Source organism: Pseudomonas sp. LBUM1658, from assembly GCF_059716055.1.
Genome location: NZ_CP166798.1, coordinates 3,860,527 through 3,878,259, shown reverse-complemented (window position 1 = coordinate 3,878,259; position 17,733 = coordinate 3,860,527). Strand labels below are relative to the sequence as shown.

At 57.2% G+C, this 17,733-nt stretch carries 11 protein-coding genes; 7 read left to right on the top strand and 4 right to left on the bottom strand.

The genetic code is table 11. The features are described from left to right. Nucleotides 1–636: 636 nt before the first annotated feature. From ACA064_RS17645 to ACA064_RS17630, 4 genes are all read left to right on the top strand, one after another. A complete protein-coding gene (locus tag ACA064_RS17645; protein ID WP_497669277.1) occupies nucleotides 637–1,497 on the top strand; it encodes a hypothetical protein in 861 nt (286 codons plus the stop codon). A gap of 164 nt (nucleotides 1,498–1,661) precedes the next feature. Further along, nucleotides 1,662–7,226 carry a DUF7379 domain-containing protein gene (locus ACA064_RS17640; protein ID WP_497669276.1) on the top strand — a complete coding sequence of 1,855 codons (5,565 nt, stop codon included), beginning with the start codon at nucleotides 1,662–1,664 and terminating at the stop codon, nucleotides 7,224–7,226. A gap of 110 nt (nucleotides 7,227–7,336) precedes the next feature. After that, nucleotides 7,337–7,900 (top strand): hypothetical protein, encoded by a 564-nt coding sequence (locus tag ACA064_RS17635; protein WP_497669275.1) that lies wholly within the window; start codon nucleotides 7,337–7,339, stop codon nucleotides 7,898–7,900. Nucleotides 7,901–7,910: 10 nt separating this feature from the next. Next, nucleotides 7,911–8,255 (top strand): hypothetical protein, encoded by a 345-nt coding sequence (locus ACA064_RS17630; protein WP_497669274.1) that lies wholly within the window; start codon nucleotides 7,911–7,913, stop codon nucleotides 8,253–8,255. 145 nt (nucleotides 8,256–8,400) lie between these two features. On the opposite strand, the gene ACA064_RS17625 is transcribed toward ACA064_RS17630, so the two are convergent. Continuing rightward, nucleotides 8,401–9,792, bottom strand: a complete 1,392-nt coding sequence (locus ACA064_RS17625; protein WP_497669273.1) for a GntP family permease — start codon at nucleotides 9,790–9,792, stop codon at nucleotides 8,401–8,403. A gap of 119 nt (nucleotides 9,793–9,911) precedes the next feature. Beyond that, nucleotides 9,912–11,219, bottom strand: a complete 1,308-nt coding sequence (gene hisD / locus ACA064_RS17620) for a histidinol dehydrogenase (RefSeq protein WP_497669272.1) — start codon at nucleotides 11,217–11,219, stop codon at nucleotides 9,912–9,914. 207 nt (nucleotides 11,220–11,426) lie between these two features. Between hisD and ACA064_RS17615 the strand changes: the two genes are divergently transcribed. The 3 genes from ACA064_RS17615 to ACA064_RS17605 all read left to right on the top strand — a co-directional run bounded on the left by ACA064_RS17615 (nucleotide 11,427) and on the right by ACA064_RS17605 (nucleotide 14,735). After that, a complete protein-coding gene (locus tag ACA064_RS17615; protein WP_497669271.1) occupies nucleotides 11,427–12,500 on the top strand; it encodes a LacI family DNA-binding transcriptional regulator in 1,074 nt (357 codons plus the stop codon). A 197-nt stretch (nucleotides 12,501–12,697) separates the two neighbouring features. Next, nucleotides 12,698–13,081 (top strand): DUF2946 domain-containing protein, encoded by a 384-nt coding sequence (locus tag ACA064_RS17610; RefSeq protein WP_497669270.1) that lies wholly within the window; start codon nucleotides 12,698–12,700, stop codon nucleotides 13,079–13,081. 142 nt (nucleotides 13,082–13,223) lie between these two features. Continuing rightward, a complete protein-coding gene (locus ACA064_RS17605) occupies nucleotides 13,224–14,735 on the top strand; it encodes a PepSY domain-containing protein (RefSeq protein WP_497669269.1) in 1,512 nt (503 codons plus the stop codon). Nucleotides 14,736–15,104: 369 nt separating this feature from the next. Here the strand turns inward: ACA064_RS17605 and ACA064_RS17600 are convergent, their stop codons facing one another. Together ACA064_RS17600 and ACA064_RS17595 are read right to left on the bottom strand one after the other, a co-directional pair. Further along, nucleotides 15,105–17,141, bottom strand: coding sequence for a TonB-dependent receptor family protein (locus ACA064_RS17600; protein ID WP_497669268.1), 2,037 nt, complete (start codon nucleotides 17,139–17,141; stop codon nucleotides 15,105–15,107). Nucleotides 17,142–17,270: 129 nt separating this feature from the next. Then, on the bottom strand, nucleotides 17,271–17,645 hold the full coding sequence (locus ACA064_RS17595; RefSeq protein ID WP_497669267.1) for a DUF2946 domain-containing protein: 375 nt from the start codon (nucleotides 17,643–17,645) through the stop codon (nucleotides 17,271–17,273). Nucleotides 17,646–17,733: the final 88 nt, after the last annotated feature.

The window sequence follows — 17,733 nt, the reverse complement described above, 5'->3', positions numbered from 1 at the left end:
TCGCCCTGGCTGTTGCTGTAATAGCTAAAGTATTACTGTGTTTCGGTTTGGTAGTGCTGGCAGTTGTTCGACATTAAACGGAGGTTTTCACTGGAGAGCGTGAAAAGCCAAGTATTTGTTAAGTTGCTGAAACAGAGTTTGTAACATACTTGAATCAATACAGACATTGGTGGATATGCGGGATTTTAGTTTTACCAGTTTCTTTACTTTTCATGAATTCGTTTTCTGTCCTCTGTTACACCCTGCTGCAACTCGACTCAATGAGTTAGATGAACGGTAAGGGACGGATGGTGGACAGAATGATGGCGCCGTACTAGCTTTATTTCTATCTCTACTGCATAAAGGTCACGTTATCGAGAAATTTAACAAGCCCTTGATTGACGATTAAAATCCGCTGCTGCCTCCTCGCTACCGCCTTTAGATGCGAAAGGAGTTGAGTGTGGGCTGGAAGTTTGAAACTGATAAGTGGCCATTCTTGATCGCAAAGTCTTTTAGTATTACTGACAGTATTTTCAGATCGAACCTGCTTTCGAAATGGACTTGAGCCAGAAAGTGATAAAAGCGTGCCCAGACTTTTATTAGGTGTGCTGGGATCTGTTTGACTCTTCACCGGCGTAATGGCCACAGGAGATCGCGATGAAAGTGGTTGATTTTTCACTCGAGGAAGGCAACAAGTATTATGGAAAAATTGATGGGGCGCGTTTCTATATTGGCAGCCGTGTTTCCTATGAGGGAAACAAGGGTTTGATGAATGTCAGCGGGACGTCCCAGCAAAAATATGATCGTACTGCCTATAAGAGTTATGGTTTCTGGGCGGATTTTATTCACCCCACAGCCATGGCTGAAGGCGCTTTGTTTCATACCTTGAATACCTACGATCGCGCGCATTTCACCTTTTCCTTTCTGCAGTATGCGGCGCACGTTCCCAATGGCGACTTTGTAAAATACCTGCGTTTACTCCTGGCATTGCCGTTGGCCAAGTCCTATTTCCCGGACCTGGTACTTCATGACAACAGAATTTGCCGAGTGACAGATGACGGAATAGTTGAACTTGAATCCGATACGTCGACTGCACCGTTGTTGGATTACCTCAATCCATCGATACGTGAAGTCGAAGATACCGAAGTCATTCAAGCGGCAAAATTCGTGCACTGGGCACAGAATGATCCAGAGAATCAAAAAATTCAGGTCGACATGGGAATCAGGCACTTCAAGGAAAAAATGGCCAGTTACTCCAAGCAGTACGGGCTGGACGGTGCAGATGATGCGGTGTGCATGGTTGTTGCCGACATTCGCCATCAAGGGCGTGCCAAAAGTCCGGTGATAGCAAGTGCCCTGCAAAGTGACAAACCACTTGAGGCGCTATTGAATATCGGAGAGCCGAAATACCATGAACGTCTGAATACGCTACGGCGGGAGTTCAAGGTACTTACCAGTAAAGAGATTCTTGGCCGGTTCAAGTATGACGCCAACAAACGTGACTTTGTCCAGAAGTGATGCGCGAGAGCGGTTCAGCGGTGGCATTGTGTGCCTGGAGAGTGTGGCATCTGGAATGTAAGCGATGCGTTTTCAAAGGCACTTAACAAAAGAATATAAATAGCCCGTATTGGTCATCTAAGGGTGGATTACAGCTCAGTTGCATTCCAAAAGGACACATGAAGATGGCCATTAACTTTATTATTCCAGGGCAAGAGCAACTGATGCGCTCCAGCGGAGCGCCGCTTGCTCTACCGGCAGGCCTCACCCAGGGTACGGTCAAACATTCAGTGCAGGTTGCGGTACAGCGGGGCGCCATCGGCGAGGTGTCAGTCAGTGCTGAGCCAGGCCTGGACATTGTCGCCGTTCATATTGCAAACGGCCCGGTGCTTTTGCTTCATCCTGAAACCGCTCGAGACTTGTTTCGCGCGCAGAGCGGTGCGGCTCAGCGTGGGTCGGCGAATGGCGTACATGTGTTCGCCGAACTGCAATGGGACGGGCTTGAAAATCAAAATCTTCCGACTCTCGGGGCCACCCGTGGGGTTGTCGGCAAGGTGTTTGTCGGCCTGATCCAGATCATCACCGGTGCTGGCAGCGATGCGGCCGCGGACGTGGCGACCGACCTGATCGTCAAGAGGGTCGACAAGCAGGTTGACCCCGGTCTCTATCGGCTCGACGCCAAAGTGTTGAACAGGCTCAAGGGCACCCAGCCGGTGCAGACCAAGGATATTGTCGTCGGCGCCAAGCCGATGCTGGTGCTGTTGCACGGCACATTCTCCAATACCCACAGTGGCTTCGGCGAATTGTGGAGCAAGCACCCGGCGAAGGTTGCCAGCCTGTTCCAGTCCTACAGCGGAGTCTATGGGCTTGAGCACTCAACCCTGGGTGCGAGTCCCATCCAGAATGCCCTGGAGCTGGCGAACATATTGCCCCCAGGCGCGGATGTACATCTGTTGTCTCATTCGCGAGGCGGACTGGTGGGCGAGGTGCTTGCCAAGGTCTGTGGCGACCCCGATCCAGGGCTGGATGATTTCGCCAAGCTGGCTTCCGGTGATGACTATCAGCAGCAGCGCGAAGACTTGCAGCGGCTGAAAGAAATCGTCCAGGAAAAGCGCATCACTGTCGGACGGTTCGTCAGGGTTGCCTGCCCGGCACGCGGTACGCTGCTGGCGTCCAACCGGCTCGATGCTTACCTGTCAGTGTTCAAATGGGGTATGGATCTGGCCGGGCTGCCGGTGTTGCCGGAAATGGTCGGCTTTCTCGCCGATGTGGCGAAGCACCGCACCGATCCCGCAACCATCCCTGGCCTTGCTGCGCAGATGCCCCTGAGTCCTCTGGTGCAATGGCTGCACAAAATCGACGGACCTGCCGCTGGCCAGTTGAGAGTCATCGCCGGGGATATGGAAGGCGACTCGGTTGTCAGTTGGTTGAAAACCCTGCTCTCCGATACGTACTTCTGGACTGACAACGACCTCGTGGTGCAAACCAGCTCTATGTACGGCGGTGCACCGCGCAATCAGGCCTCGACCTTTCTACTCAGTCGCGGCGGTGGTGTGTCGCACTTCTCTTACTTCAGCAACCCCACTACTGCCGAGGCGGTTGTCAATGGCCTGATGCTGGATAATCCCCAAGGGTTTAGTACTATCGGGCCACAGTCATGGGCAGGGAAATCGGCGTCGGGCTCTCGCGGTCGCGCAAGCGATAAACCGATGAGCGAGAAGCCGGCGGTGTTTATTTTGCCAGGTATCCTGGGCAGTAACCTCAAAGTGGGCGACCGCAGAATCTGGATCAGCCCTTGGTTGATCAATGGCCTGGACCGGCTCGCTTATCAGGAGGGTATCGCGGATGAGGTGAGCCCCGACGGGGCGGTGAACATGGTCTACGAGGACTTGGCGGAGTTTCTTGGCGATACCCACCAAGTGATCGAATTCGGTTACGACTGGCGCTTGCCGCTCGAAGACGAGGCCAGACGTTTGGCAGATGCCGTACAGACGCAGCTTGACGCGCGTCAGTCCAGCGGGCAACCGGTTCGCCTGTTGGCCCACTCGATGGGCGGGTTACTCGCGCGTACGTTTTTACTGGAACGTCCATTGATCTGGAAACGGATGATGGATCACCCGCGCGCCTGCCTGTTGATGCTCGGCACTCCCAATGCGGGCTCATGGGCGCCTATGCAAGTACTGTCCGGCGACGATTCCTTCGGCAATGGACTGGCCTTCGCCGGCGCACCATTTCGGGCTAACGAGTCCCGCAAGTTGATGGCTAGCTTCCCCGGTTTTATTCAACTGCAGGCGAGTCTGTGCGATCCCTTGTTCAATCTGGCTGATGTAAAAACCTGGCAGACATTGGCCGACAAGGATCGAGTCTGGCTGGAGGAACGGAGCATATGGCACAAACTGGGTATTCAAAAAGATTATTACGCTTGGGGCGTGCCCACACCCAGCGCGCTGAAAAGAGCAGTGGAGCTGCGCGGGCGGCTTGATAAACAGGATTTGTCTCCCTACCGCAACAAGATGCTGTTAGTGGTCGGGAATGCAAAGTCTACTCCGGATGGGTTCAGCCTCGACCCTGAAAAAGGATTCAACTACAAGGATGCCCAGGACGGCGGTGATGGGCGGGTGACCTTGGACAGCGCAACACTGCCGGGCGTACGGACCTGGACCCTGGATTGTGCTCATGGCGACTTGCCCAGGCAGGAATCTGCATTCACCGACTTCCTGTCGTTGCTTGAAAGTTCACGTGCCAGCGAATTGAAAGAGCTGGGCACCAGCACCAACACCAGCATTAGCCGGGGAATGCCTCAGGTCAGGATGGAACCGACGCGCTATGTGCTCAACCGGCCAGCGTGGTGGGGCAGGGTGACCCCCCTGAGCTTCGATCAGGTGTTCGATGTCGCCTCAGGTGTCGACACCCGTAGAGTGCAGTCGGAGTTGCCAGCGTTGAGCATTACGGTAGCCAACTGCAACCTGAAGTTTACCCGCGATCCGTTGATCATCGGTCACTACGCCAGTGCCGGCCTGACTGGCAGTGAGCGAGTGGTTGACGAGATGGTCGGGGGCTTGCTGGGCGATGCCTTGAAGATGGGCCTTTACCCACAGGAACCCTGCTCCAACCAGATCTTCATGAACATCGCCATCAACGGCGAGAATCCCTTGCAGCTACCCCGTCCCGAAGCGGCAATCGTCGTAGGTCTGGGGCCGGAAGGTAAACTGCGCTCCAGTGACCTGATGCACACAGTCCGCCAGGGAGTTCTAGCCTGGGCGCAACGGCTGGCCGAACAACACCATGGCATCCCCGTGCATTTCGAGATTGCTTCTGCCTTGATTGGCAGCGGTGGTACTGGAATGTCACCGGGTCAGTCGGCAGCCTTGATCGCTCAAGGCGTCCGGGAAGCCAACCAACGCTTGCAGCAAAAGAGTTGGCCGATGGTAAGTCGTCTTCACCTGACCGAGTTGTACCTGGACCGCGCAACCGAAGCCTGGCGCGCGGTACAGGTATTGGGTGTTTCCAGACCCGATGAATATATGGTCACCCCCCTCATCCAGAGTGGAACCGGTTGGTTACGCCGGCCACTGGAGGGCGGCTATCGCGGCACCAGTTACGATTTCATATCGGCTATCACCGAGTATGACCACAATGGCTTGCCGCTTATTGCCTACACCCTGGATACCAAGCGCGCACGGGCCGAGGTCCGTGCCCAGGCCACCCAGGGTGCCTTGCTGCGAGAGTTGATCAGTTCATCGTCCAACCAGCGATCCGCACACTCAAATATTGGCCAGACCCTGTTCAAGCTTTTGATTCCAATAGAAATGGATGCGTACCTGAGTGGCAGTGCGGAAATCCAGATGGAGCTGGACAGTTCCACCGCCGGGATTCCCTGGGAGCTGCTGGACACCAGGCGTGAGCGCAATCCAAGCGCCTATGATTCGGTGGTGCCCTGGGCCGTTCGCGCCAAGCTGCTGCGAAAGCTGCGTACCGATACCTTCAGAGCGCAGGTGACCGACGCTACGCCCGAAGCGGACGTGCTGATCATTGGCGAGCCCTCCACCGACACAAAGATTTACCCGAGGTTACCGGGGGCACGCGCCGAGGCTAGAAACATTGCTGCCTTATTCAAGGGGAGGCTCGACAACGACCGTATCCACGAGCTGATCGCAGAGGATACCGATCCCTGCCTCAAGGTGAATGCCTTGGCCGTAACCGGCGCATTGCTCGAACGTGACTGGCGTATCGTGCATATCGCCGGTCACGGCGAGCCGCCGGTATATGAGGGCGAGCTACCGAAAAAAGCCGGTGATCCGCTACCCAAAATGGTCGACCCCAGAGGGGTGGTGATGTCCGACGGAATCTTCCTGGGTCCACGGGAAATGAAGAGCATGCGGGTGGTGCCGCAACTTGTGTTTATCAACTGCTGCCATCTCGCTGCAGGTAACCCTGATGACCTGCAGAAGCTGCCACATCTGCGTTACGATCGCGCCCGCTTCGCCGCCACCGTCGCTGGAGAGCTCATCAGCATTGGCGTGCGCTGTGTGGTCGCTGCCGGCTGGGCAGTTGAAGACGGTCCCGCTAGCGTATTCGCGACACGTTTTTATACGGAACTGTTGGCCGGAAGGCGCTTTATCGACGCAGTCGGTGCGGCCCGAGAAGCGGCGTGGGGGGAGTCGAACTCGGGTAATACCTGGGCCGCCTACCAGTGTTATGGCGATCCTGATTGGGTATTTGTTTCTGGTAATGAAGACGCCAATCAACCGGCACCGAGCGATGAACGGGTTCTGGACAGCATTGGTTCCGCCCAGGCCCTGATCGTGGCACTGGAAATGGCGGTTGACGACAGTCGTTATAAAAAAGTCGACCGCGCTCGTGTGCAGAGCATGATCGAGTCCCTGGACGCGCGCTTTGGCCAACAATGGAGCGACATCGGCGAAGTCGGCGAGGCCTTCGGGCAGGCGTGGGCAGAGGCCGGTGATACCGACAAAGCTATTGTTTGGTTCGAGCGAGCCATTGGTGCCAACGACGGCAGTGCCAGCCTCAAGGCCAGCGAGCAACTGGGAGAGCTACGGGCACGCAAAGCCTGGTCCGAAGTCGCGGGGGCTGTCGACCACGACGGCGAGGAAGGGCGCAAGGCTCTGCGCCGCGCCCGTAAAGAAACGGCAGATGCCATCGAAGTGCTCTCCCGTGTGTGCAAGTTGCGGCCCACCCTGGGCCGCACCAGCCTGTGCGGCGCCGCGTACAAACGCTTGGCGATGATCGAGTTCCTGGCCAACGATACCGACGCCGAAGATAAAGCCCTGGAGCAAATGCAGGCGTACTACGCAGAGGCTGAAGCCTGCGCCCGTATCCGCGGCGCAGAGCATACCTACCGACCGACGCTTGAGCGGATTAGCGCAGCGCTTTTCAGCGGTGGGGCCGCGGGTCTCATTGTCGAGTTGGACACTCTTAAAGCGCTACTGAGCCCTTTGGTCAAGACCAACCCGGATTTCGAAAGCGTAGCGGGGCTGATTCTGGTCAATCTTTATCAGACATTGGTTGGCAAGAAGTTGGCGAAAAATCTGCCAGTGCTACTTAGCGAACTGGACAATCTACACAGCCGCGTGCCGGCCCCCCTGAAATGGACTGAGGTACAGAGCCAGGCAGAGTTCGTTCTGCAACGCTATGCCAGGAAGGCTAAAAAACAGGAAAGCGACGCAGCGCAAACATTGCGCGAGCGATTGAAGGAGTGGCTGCAGCCCCTATCGGTCGATGACAGGTGAAACGGGCGGCCAAGTAGTTTCATCGATGCTGTAACCAGGGATTTTATTTGCGTGCAACACCCGACATTCATAACGACCTATAAGGTTGCCAACATCACCTGAGGAAAATCATGAACAAAACTATCGTGTCATTACTGTTTTCCATGCTTTTGCTCAGTGGGTGCGGTGGCTTTAAATTAGTGAGTGACTACGACCCGGTCATTGATCAAGGCGCTACGGAATTTGCTGAGCAGTTTAATACCCATATGAAAAATATGAGCGATTTGGGCGGTACCCCTGAAGGCACTTACCAGGCTAACTTCCGAACCTATAATGCGCTGGACGCCAAACTGGACGTGCTGATAGCCCGTGCTTCGGCCACGTCAGACGGTCGAGGTTGCAAACTGCAAAAGAAACAACTCAGCCGTTTGCGGCAAGTCATGAATGGCAGCATTCCCCCAGGCTTGCAAACCGGCGACCGCGCGGCCGAGGGTACGGCAAGCTATTGTAACGTGATCCTGCTGACGGTGGTCAAAGACCAACTTGCCTCGATTAAAGAAATTCACAAAAACTCGGACTCCTGCGGTAAGCAGAAACTCGGCTGCCTGAGGCCCGCTACCGTGAAAGACGCACTGAGTATCGCCAACCAATCGATCAACGCGGTGTCCGTCGTTGAAGTCGCCAAAAAAGAATAGGGAGAGCGCCATGAGTATCGATACCGATAAACTCTATAACGACATACTTGCCGCAGCCGAAGGCGCCTTCAAGGATGGTTGGCAAGCGGTGAGAACCTACGCGCCTGCGGAGTTCAAGAAAATGGCAATCCAGCTTGCCGAAATCGCCGAGAACATGACGCTATACCAGGCGGATGAAACCCGGGGTTATTCGGCTCAAACTGGAAAGATCCTGTTCAACATGCAAAAAAACGCATGTGAGTCAGTGCTGGTCGCTATTACCCAGCTAACGTTGATCGCCGTTCAAAAAGCCATGAAGGCGATAGTTGCGGTACTGAAAAATACATTGGGTGCGCTTATCTCCGGAGTGTTTTAACTGATGTTTCATGGAGTGGGCCGATGTTGGTACTGGCCGTTGAGGCATTGGGTTTTGGCCTCTTTTTTCGTTTCGGAGAATTCCACCTCGGCACCACTTCAGCCATTGCTGCCGTTCAATGGCGATCCTTCCGTCAATCGAAAGATCAGACAATCCCGGTCAGGTAATACACGCCGATCACGAAGAACGCGGCCAGTATCTTGAAAATGGTCATGCCGAAAATGTCCTTATAGGCTTGGCGATGGGTCAAGCCGGTGACCGCCAGCAACGTAATGACCGCGCCGTTGTGGGGCAGGGTGTCCATACCGCCAGCGGCCATGGCCGCCACTCGATGCATGACTTCCAGTGGTATCTGGGCAGCGTTGGCTGAAGCGATAAATGTCTCCGACATGGCGGCGAGCGCGATGCTCATACCGCCTGAAGACGAACCCGTGATGCCCGCCAGCAAATTGATGGTGATGGCCTGGTTGACCAGGGGGTTGGGTATGACCTTGAGCGCCTCGACGACTGCGATAAAACCAGGCAGTGCCGCGATGACTGCGCCGAATCCATATTCCGAAGCGGTATTGAGGGTTGCGAGCATCGCGCCGCTCACTGCTGTGCGGCTGCCGTCGGCCAATTTGCCTGCGATAGTTCGGAAGCTGAAGATAAAGACCGTGACGATCCCCACCAGCAATGCGGCCTGAACCGACCAGATGGCTATCATTTTTGATACTTGCGTCTGGAGCGGAGCCTTGAGCCCTGGCAAATCTATTTCGTAAACACTGCCATACCAGTGTGGAATCCAATGAGTAAATGCCAGGTTCATCACGCCGACCATGAGCAACGGCAGCAATGCCACCAATGGGTGGGGCAGGGCGATGTCCTGTGGCGTTTCCGGTTCATTGCGCAGATCGCTGCCGTATCCTTCTCCGGCTCGTTGGGCTTTGCGCCGTTGACGCTCGAGGTAGAGCATCCCGCCGATCAGCACGAATAAAGAGCCCAGCACCCCCAGCCAGGGCGCGGCCCAGGAAGTGGTTCCGAAGAACGTCGTAGGAATGATGTTCTGGATCTGTGGCGAGCCGGGCATCGCATCCATGGTAAAAGTGAACGCGCCCAAGGCGATGGTGGCCGGCATGAGTCGTTTGGGGATATCGCTCTGACGGAACATCTCCGCGGCAAACGGATAGACGGCGAACACCACCACGAACAGGGACACACCGCCATAGGTCAGAACAGCGCATACCAGGACGATGACCAGCATGGCCTGACTGCTTCCCAGCAGCTGAATGACCGCCTTGACAATCGAACGTGAAAAACCGGATAGCTCGATCAGCTTGCCGAAGATTGCACCCAGCATAAATACCGGGAAGTAGAGCTTGATGAAGCCCACCATCTTGTCCATGAAAATATCACTGAACGCGGGCGCTACAGCGCTGGGATCAGTGAGCAGAACCGCTGCGAGCGCCGCGAGAGGGGCGAAGATAATGACGCTATATCCCCGATAAGCAGCAAGCATTAAGGCGAACAGCGCCAACAAGGCGATGATTACACTCATGGGATGTCCTTCGAAGCTGAGCCTGTAGCGCAGGGCGTCGAGCGACGCGCTGCGCATTGGCAATGATTTTTTGTTGTTGGGCCGCTTATGGGGTGCGACCCTTTTTGGTCAGGCTTCTCTTACTCTGCGATACCCGCGTAAGGCACATCTTTTTTGCCGTAGCGACGGACTCGGATATTGGCTTGCTCACCGTGCCCGGCGAATCCTTCCAGCGCGCACAAGCGTGAGCAGTATTCACCGATAAGCGCGGATGCTTCATCGGTCATGACCTTCTGATAGGTGCAGGTCTTGAGGAACTTGCCGACCCACAGACCGCCGGTGTAGCGCGCGGCCTTTTTGGTGGGCAGGGTATGGTTGGTGCCAATCGTCTTGTCGCCATAAGCAACGTTGGTACGTGGACCGAGGAACAGCGCGCCGTAATTGCGCATGTTTTTCAGGAAGAAATCCGGATCATGGGTCATGACCTGAACATGCTCGAAAGCCAGTTCGTTGGCAATTTCCAGCATTTCCTGATCGTCTTCAGCCAGGATCACTTCGCCGAAACTTTCCCAGGCTTGGCGGGCAATTCCGGCGGTCGGCAGGATCTGCAACAAGCGCTCGATTTCAGCCATTGTCTCGCGGGCCAGCTTTTCCGAGGTCGTCAGTAGAATTGCAGGCGAATCCGGGCCGTGTTCGGCTTGACCCAGCAGGTCGGTGGCGCAGATTTCGCCGTCAACTGTTTCGTCTGCGATCACCAGTGTTTCGGTGGGACCGGCGAACAAGTCGATGCCGACTCGACCGAACAATTGGCGTTTTGCTTCAGCGACGAAAGCATTGCCCGGGCCTACTAACATATCGACCGGAGCAATGGACTTGGTGCCCAGGGCCATGGCCCCAATCGCCTGAATCCCGCCCAGGCAATAAATTTCATTGGCACCCGCCATGTGCTGCGCGGCAACGATGGCCGGTGCCGGCTTGCCATGAAACGGCGGGGCACAGGTGATGATGCGTGGAACGCCGGCCACCTTGGCGGTGATCACCGACATGTGGGCCGAGGCCAGCAGTGGGTACTTGCCGCCCGGGACATAGCAACCCGCGGCATTTACCGGAATGTTCTTGTGACCCAGGACGACGCCGGGCAGCGTTTCGACTTCCAGATCACGCACGCTATTACGTTGATGCTGAGCGAAATTGCGTACCTGGGTTTGCGCAAATTCGATATCGGCGATATCGCGTTTGGTCAACTGAGCCATACAGGCATCGATTTCGGCGCTGGTCAGTCGATAGTCCTCGCGGTCAAGGTTGTCGAAACGAATGGACAGTTCTCGAATCGCGACATCTCCGCGTTCCTCGATATCGGCCAGGGTCTTTTCGACCGTATCGCGAACTTCACGGGCTGCCGATTTGATGACGGCTGCTTCCGCGCCTTTTTTGAGCCAAGTGGCCATTTTGGGTATTCCTCAGTTTGTTGTTTTTGGATTTGCATACGTATGCAATGCGCTGCAATCCTAAGGCATTCAGTTGCCGCTTGAAAAGGGGCAAGGAAAAAGAACCGCGGTAATTTGACGAATGGCTGCTCAGGAACTCTCACGTAGAGAGGGCAGGCTGCACACCTGGCAGGTATGATCGCCATTTGGAAATTGGACTGAGACGCAATGGTTGATATCAAGGACCAAACCCGGCATCCGATCACAGCCCACGATGTGGCCCGATTGGCCGGGGTCTCACAATCTGCGGTCTCGAGAACCTTTACCAAGGGTGCCAGCGTTTCTTCGAAGACTCGAAAAAAAGTCGAGGAAGCGGCCGCCGCATTGGGCTATCGCCCCAATCAGTGGGCGCGTTCGTTGATAAAGCGCCGATCAAATTTGATCGGCGTCGTCGCCCCCAGTATGGAAAACCCCTTTTATTCAGCCGTGTTGGAGGCGTTATCGGCAGCCTTCGAAGAGCTGGGTTATCGAGTGTTGCTGTTTTCCACCGCTAACCACGAAGACTCCGATCCGGTTCTCGAGGAAGTACTCGGCTACCGCGTTGAAGCGCTGGTTCTGGTCTCGGCGAGCCTCTCCTCGCATATTGCGCAAGAGTGCAAACAGATAGGTTTACCCGTGGTGTTGCTGAACCGTCGAAATGACAGCAGCAGCATTTCCAGTGTGACGAGCGACAATGCCCAGGGCAGTATGGAGATCGCGGAGTTCCTCGTTGCCGGCGGCCATCGTCACCTGGCCTTCATCGCAGGGAAGGAAAGCTCCTCGACCAGCCGCGATCGGGAAATAAGCTTTATGGCTGCGTTGCAAAGTCTGGGATGTCCGGCGCCACAGCGCGAAGTGGGTCATTACACCTTCGACGGTGCCATGGACGCCACTCGCCGCCTGCTTTCGAGCGGTAATCCACCTGATGGGATTTTCTGCGCCAATGACATTATGGCGTTGGGCGCCATCAATGTAGCCCGCGAGGAATTCGGGCTGAAACCGGGCAAGGATATTTCCATTGTCGGGTTCGATGACATCGCCCTGGCATCCTGGCCCGTGTTCTCGCTGACAACCTACGTTCAACCGGTTGCCGCTATGGTGAGTCGTGCCGTCGGCATCATTTGTGCTCAGTTGGACGATCCTGGTACATCGGCGATTCAGGAAGTACTTCGAGGGCAGTTGATCGTCCGCGCAAGCGCAAAAATACCTGATGCTGGAGTGGTGCAAGGCGTTGATTGCCGGGTATGGCAACCGCATGGGTAGCTATCCACCATGTCCCCGGTACAAACATTCCAATGGGGCATAGGTACAACACATCTCGTAGGCATTGGGCTTTTCCTTCAGTCAATCGTAATTGCGGGCATCTTCAGCGTGAAATCAGAGGCTACGGACTCAGCCCTACGCCTATGCGACTGTATGTCTCTCTGCGACCCCATAGTCTTCGGTGTAAAGTCGCCGCCATGAAACTGATCTCCGCAGATCGCTCGCTGATTGCCTGGACCTTGTATTTTTGCGTCCTGTTCAATGTGTTTGCCTGCGGTTTGGGTCACGGGCAGATGATGGGTCTTGAGCTCAATGGCGTCGGCGGTCAGTTCTGTTCGGCGCTGGGCCACAAGGAGCCAACTCTGGACACGGATTTGAGTGACCAGTCGGCCAGCAGCTGGGCCAGCCTCTTTTCCTGTCCGGTCTGTTCCTCGGTGGCCTTGAGCATCGCGTTGCTGTTTTGCCTGGCCTGGCTGCTGCGGGTTGGACAACAGCCGCGCCCCAGCCGCGAACTACGCTGCAAGGCGCCTCCCCGATATTCCTGGCCATCGGCCAACCCTCGCGCTTCCCCTTTGAGTTGACGCCTGCAAGTGGACGGCTTTGTTAGCCGGCCGCTGCTTGTTTTTTCGTCGTCCGTTTTCTGCCTTGCTCTCTGCTGCGATGGCGGGCGGACGCAGGCCATGGGTCGGGTTGCCGATCCGGTCAACTCAGGAATGCACAGTTATGAAACGTTATCTCTATCTCTGGCATCGCTGGCTGGGTATTTTCATCGGCCTGTTCATGGCGCTGTGGTTTATGTCCGGCGTGGTGATGATGTATGTCGGCTACCCCAAACTCACGCCTCGCGAGCACCTGGCGCATTTGCCGGAACTGCAACTGGAACGCTGCTGCGTGGACCTGGCGCAGGTGCTGCAGGCCGTCGGGCCTGGCAAGGAGCCGCAGAGTATCCGTCTGAGCATGGTGGTCGGCGAGCCTCGCTACCTGTTGAGTTATCCGGGCCAGGCCAATGTCGCGGTCGATGCCCGTACCGGCGTGCGGGTGTCGGCGGTCTCGCAGGCACACGCCCTGGCAGCCGCTCGGCAGTTTGATCCGTCGGCTGCGGTGCAGGGCCGTGGTCCGGTGCAGGAGGATGTCTGGAGCCTGTCCCGTGGACTGGATGCTGACCGGCCGCTGCAGCGAGTCGAACTGGCGGACGCCGAGCAGCGCTTGCTGTACGTCTCCAGCCAGACCGGTGAAGTGGTGCGTGACGCCACCGCCCAGGAGAGGGCCTGGAACTGGGTCGGTACCTGGCTGCATTGGTTGTACCCGTTGCGTGGCATCGGCCTAGACGGTGTATGGACCCAGATTGTGATTTACCTGTCGCTGGCGGCGACGCTGATGACGGCGTTCGGCCTTACGGTCGGTGTGCTGCGCTGGCGTTTTCAGCGGCCTTATCGAAGTGGCTCGCGCTCGCCCTACAAGGGCTTCGCCCGCTGGCATCACTTGGGCGGTCTGTTATTCGGTGTGTTGGCCATTACCTGGATCTTCAGCGGGCTGATGTCGATGAACCCCTGGAAGATCTTCAGCAGCGCGCAACCGTTGTCGGTGGCTGCCTATCAAGGCGCGGCCCTCAGCGCCGAGGCTTTTCCCATTGCGGCCGGCGACGCGCTGCAGCGCTTCGAGCGAGACGGCCTCAAGGTTCGTGAATTGGAGTGGCGGTTGGTCGCGGGCAAGGGTTACCTGATTGCTTATGACGGGGCAGGGCACACGCGGGTGCTGTCCATGAGTGACGGGCGGGTCAGTGATCAGTTCAGCCAGAACGTCCTCGAGCAAGCGGCCCGGGCCGTCCTGCCCCAAGGGCAAATGACCGTCGAACGCCTGCAAGCCTACGACTTCTATTACTACGGGCGTGACGAACAAAGCATGCTCGGCCACCTGGAAAAACGCCTGCCCGTGCTGCGGGTGCGCTTCGATGACCCCGCTCAGACCTGGCTGCACCTGGACCTCTATACCGGCGCCATTGTCGGCCAACTCGACCAGCCACGGCGTGCATCGCGCTGGTTGTTCTCCTTGTTGCACAGCTGGGACTGGCTGCCGCTGTTGGCGAGCCGCCCGTTATGGGATGCCTGGATGATCCTGCTGAGCGCAGGTGGGTTGCTGATCAGCCTCACCGGCGTGGTACTGGGCTGGAGACGTATTCGGCGTTCGTTGCGCAGCAAAGCGGTAGTGTCTGTGACGGCGTCACAAGGATCGTAGCAGCTGCCGAGCGGGCGAGGCTGCGTTCGACTGCGAAGCGGTCGTTAAACCAGGCAACGGATTTTTTCAGGCAAACCGCGGACGCAGGCTTTGCGAGGACTCCGTCCTCGAACGCAGCCTCGCAGGCTCGGCAGCTGCTACGGACTCAGCTCTGCGCCGTATTTCAATGTTGTGTATCTACACCTCTTTTAAGGGCTGCCGAATACTGTGGCGAGGGGCTAGCCCCAGTCAGTTAAGGAAATGAGGTCTCTATTGTAGGAGCGAGCTTGCTCGCGATGGACTTAAGGGCGGCGTGTTTTTTCAGGAAACACGCGTTATCGTTAACGTCCATCGCGAGCAAGCTCGCTCCTACAGGGATCAGCAGCAGTTTTACATCCGCCATTCCAGCCCGACGAACAGGCTTCGGCCATCGCCGGGCAGGAACTGTGCGCTGTCCTGGCCCTTGGCGTCGGCGATTACTCCGGTGGTGGCGGTGTAGTTTTTGTCGGAGAGGTTGCGGCCTTCAACAAAGAAGCCGAAGCCCTGGGCCGGTCGGTAGCCACCTTTCAGACCCCAAAGCGCATAGCCATCGGCATACAGGGTTGCAGCCTGATCGACATTGTAGTGGTTGGGTACCCACTCGAAGGTTGGCCCCGCGTACCAGCCGTTCTGCTGCCACAGGGCTTCGCCCTTAATGAATTGCCGTGGTGTGCCTGCCAGGCGGTTATCGCCGTAGACTTTGTCGCCATCGAAGCGGAAGTCATTGAACAGGTACTGACCGCGCAGCACGAACTGATCGAAGGTCAACGAACCGCCCAGTTCGATGCCTTGGTGAATTGTGTGATCGGCATTCACTGTTCCCAGCGGCTGGCCATTGTTGTCGTTGAGCGCGAGCAGTTCGTCGCGGATCTCGCTGCGGTACACCGCCAGGTCCAGATCGAGGTTTTCCCGGGTCCAGCGCATGCCGGCTTCCAGGGTATTGGCTTTCTGTTCTTTGTTTTTGGTCAGCACCTGGCCGCCGGTGAGTTCGGAGAAGGTGGGTGGCTCGAGACTTTGACTCAGGTTGGCGAACACCTGCAGCCCTTCGGCCAGGTCATGACGAATGCCGATGCGGCCGATATGGCCCTGGTAGGTTTGGTTGAACGATTCATCCTGGGGCAGGCAGAACGCCGAGACGAATGAGCTGCACTTGAGACGGTCGTCGACGTCGCGCTGCTGATGCAGCCAGGCGACACCGCCAATTAGCGCCCAGCGTTCGGCCACCGGGATCTCCAGTTCGCCAAAGGCATTGAGGTTGCGCGCGGTCTGGTGCAGTTCGTTGACCTTGCGCCCCTTGTGCCCGGCAAGGTTGACGTAGCGCGAGTCCCAATTGCGTCCCTGGCTGGCTTCTATGCCGACGGTGGAACGCCAGCCTTGTTCGTTCTGCCATTTATGCGCCAGCCGTGCGCCATAGTCCTCACTATTGATATCCAGTGCCTGGAAAATCGGGTGGGACAACGACTTCTCGCTGTAGTACGTGGACAGCTCCAGGCTGTGGTCATTGTCCAACTGCAAGGTACTGATGTTGCCGATCCGATTGAGGGTGAAGTCGCGCTTCTGATCATTGCTGATGCTGCCCGCGGACGCTTGCCTCGGGTCGCTGCGCATCTGCGCCTTGGTCAGGCTGCCGGGTAACTCTGAGTCGGTTTCGACATGGGTCAGGTAGAAACGGGTCGCCAGGCGTTCGCCGATGCGGCCGCCGAGGTTGGCGAAATAGCGCTGGTTATTCTGTTTGGAATGGTCGCGGTAGCCGTCCAGGTTGGAGTCGGAAATGCTCAGGAAGCCATCCCAATCGCCGAAGTCCTCGGCAAAAGCAGCGTATTTGCGCTGATAGCCAAAGCTGCCTCCCTCATAGCGCAGGTCTAGCGGCGGCGCGGTCTTGCCGGTGGGGGTGACGAAATTGATCGCTCCCCCGAGGTTGGCTGCACCATAGCGCCAGGCATTGGCGCCACGTAGTACCTCGATATGGTCGGCGGCCAGTGGCTCGATGGTCTGGAAGTCGAAGCTACCATCGGCCAGGTTGACGGGAGCGCCGTCCTGCATCAACAACAGGCCACGTCCGTGGAAAGTGCGCTGCAGGCCCGAGCCACGGATCGACAGGCGCGCTTCCTCGGCGCCGAAACGTGGCTGGATGAGTACGCCGGTAGCCAGGCCCAGGGCATCCTGCAAGGTACTGCTGCGCCCGGTCTTGTAGGTCTCGGCATCGATGACGGCGGCCGCGCCGGGAATGTGCGAGAAATCCGCGCGCGTCTCGGAAATAGTGGGGGCGGTCGGGTCCTTGCGGTATTCGCTCTTGATCAGGGTTTCTTCGAGTTCAAGGTGTTGGGCTTGGGCGAAAGGAATCAGGCCCAGGCTCAACGCCAGGCTCAGCAACGGGATATGGCGCATGGTGCGCTCCTCACATTTTATTTTTTTGGCGTGCGAATTGGCGGACCGCCTTTTCAGACCGGGCTGCCGTTCAGACAGACGCACTCAGGTGTCCGCAGGAAGGTGCGGATGTGGGTGCGGCGAGCGGCTTTACGGAGCGCGGGGGTTGGCGGGGGGCCAAGTACAACGAGGGGAGCTGTGTTCACGTAGCTCTCGATACGAGAACCTGGTGCCTGCAGGAAGCATCAGCCAGCTGAGGCACAACAGCATGGCAATGCTTAATGTGAATGCGCTACACAGTGGACAACCCAGGGAGGGCATCAGGTCCGGGGTTTTCGAGTCGCCGGAGTCTGCGTCCAGTCCAGCGGCGGAATGGTGGTCGACCGAGCAGAAGAGGCCGCCGCTACCATTGAGTTCCAACCCGCTCATTTGCCCGTGATGAATCCCGCAGGCGACCAGACTGAACAGGATGCTGGCGTACAGTACCCATGCAGTCAGTGAGCGGTCATTGCGGGCGAGTTTCATGGGCGGCGACTCTAGCACCGAATTTCTTCCGGGGAACGGTTGATGCAAGTGGCCGATTGCCGCAGGGGCTGCTCCTACATGGGGATTG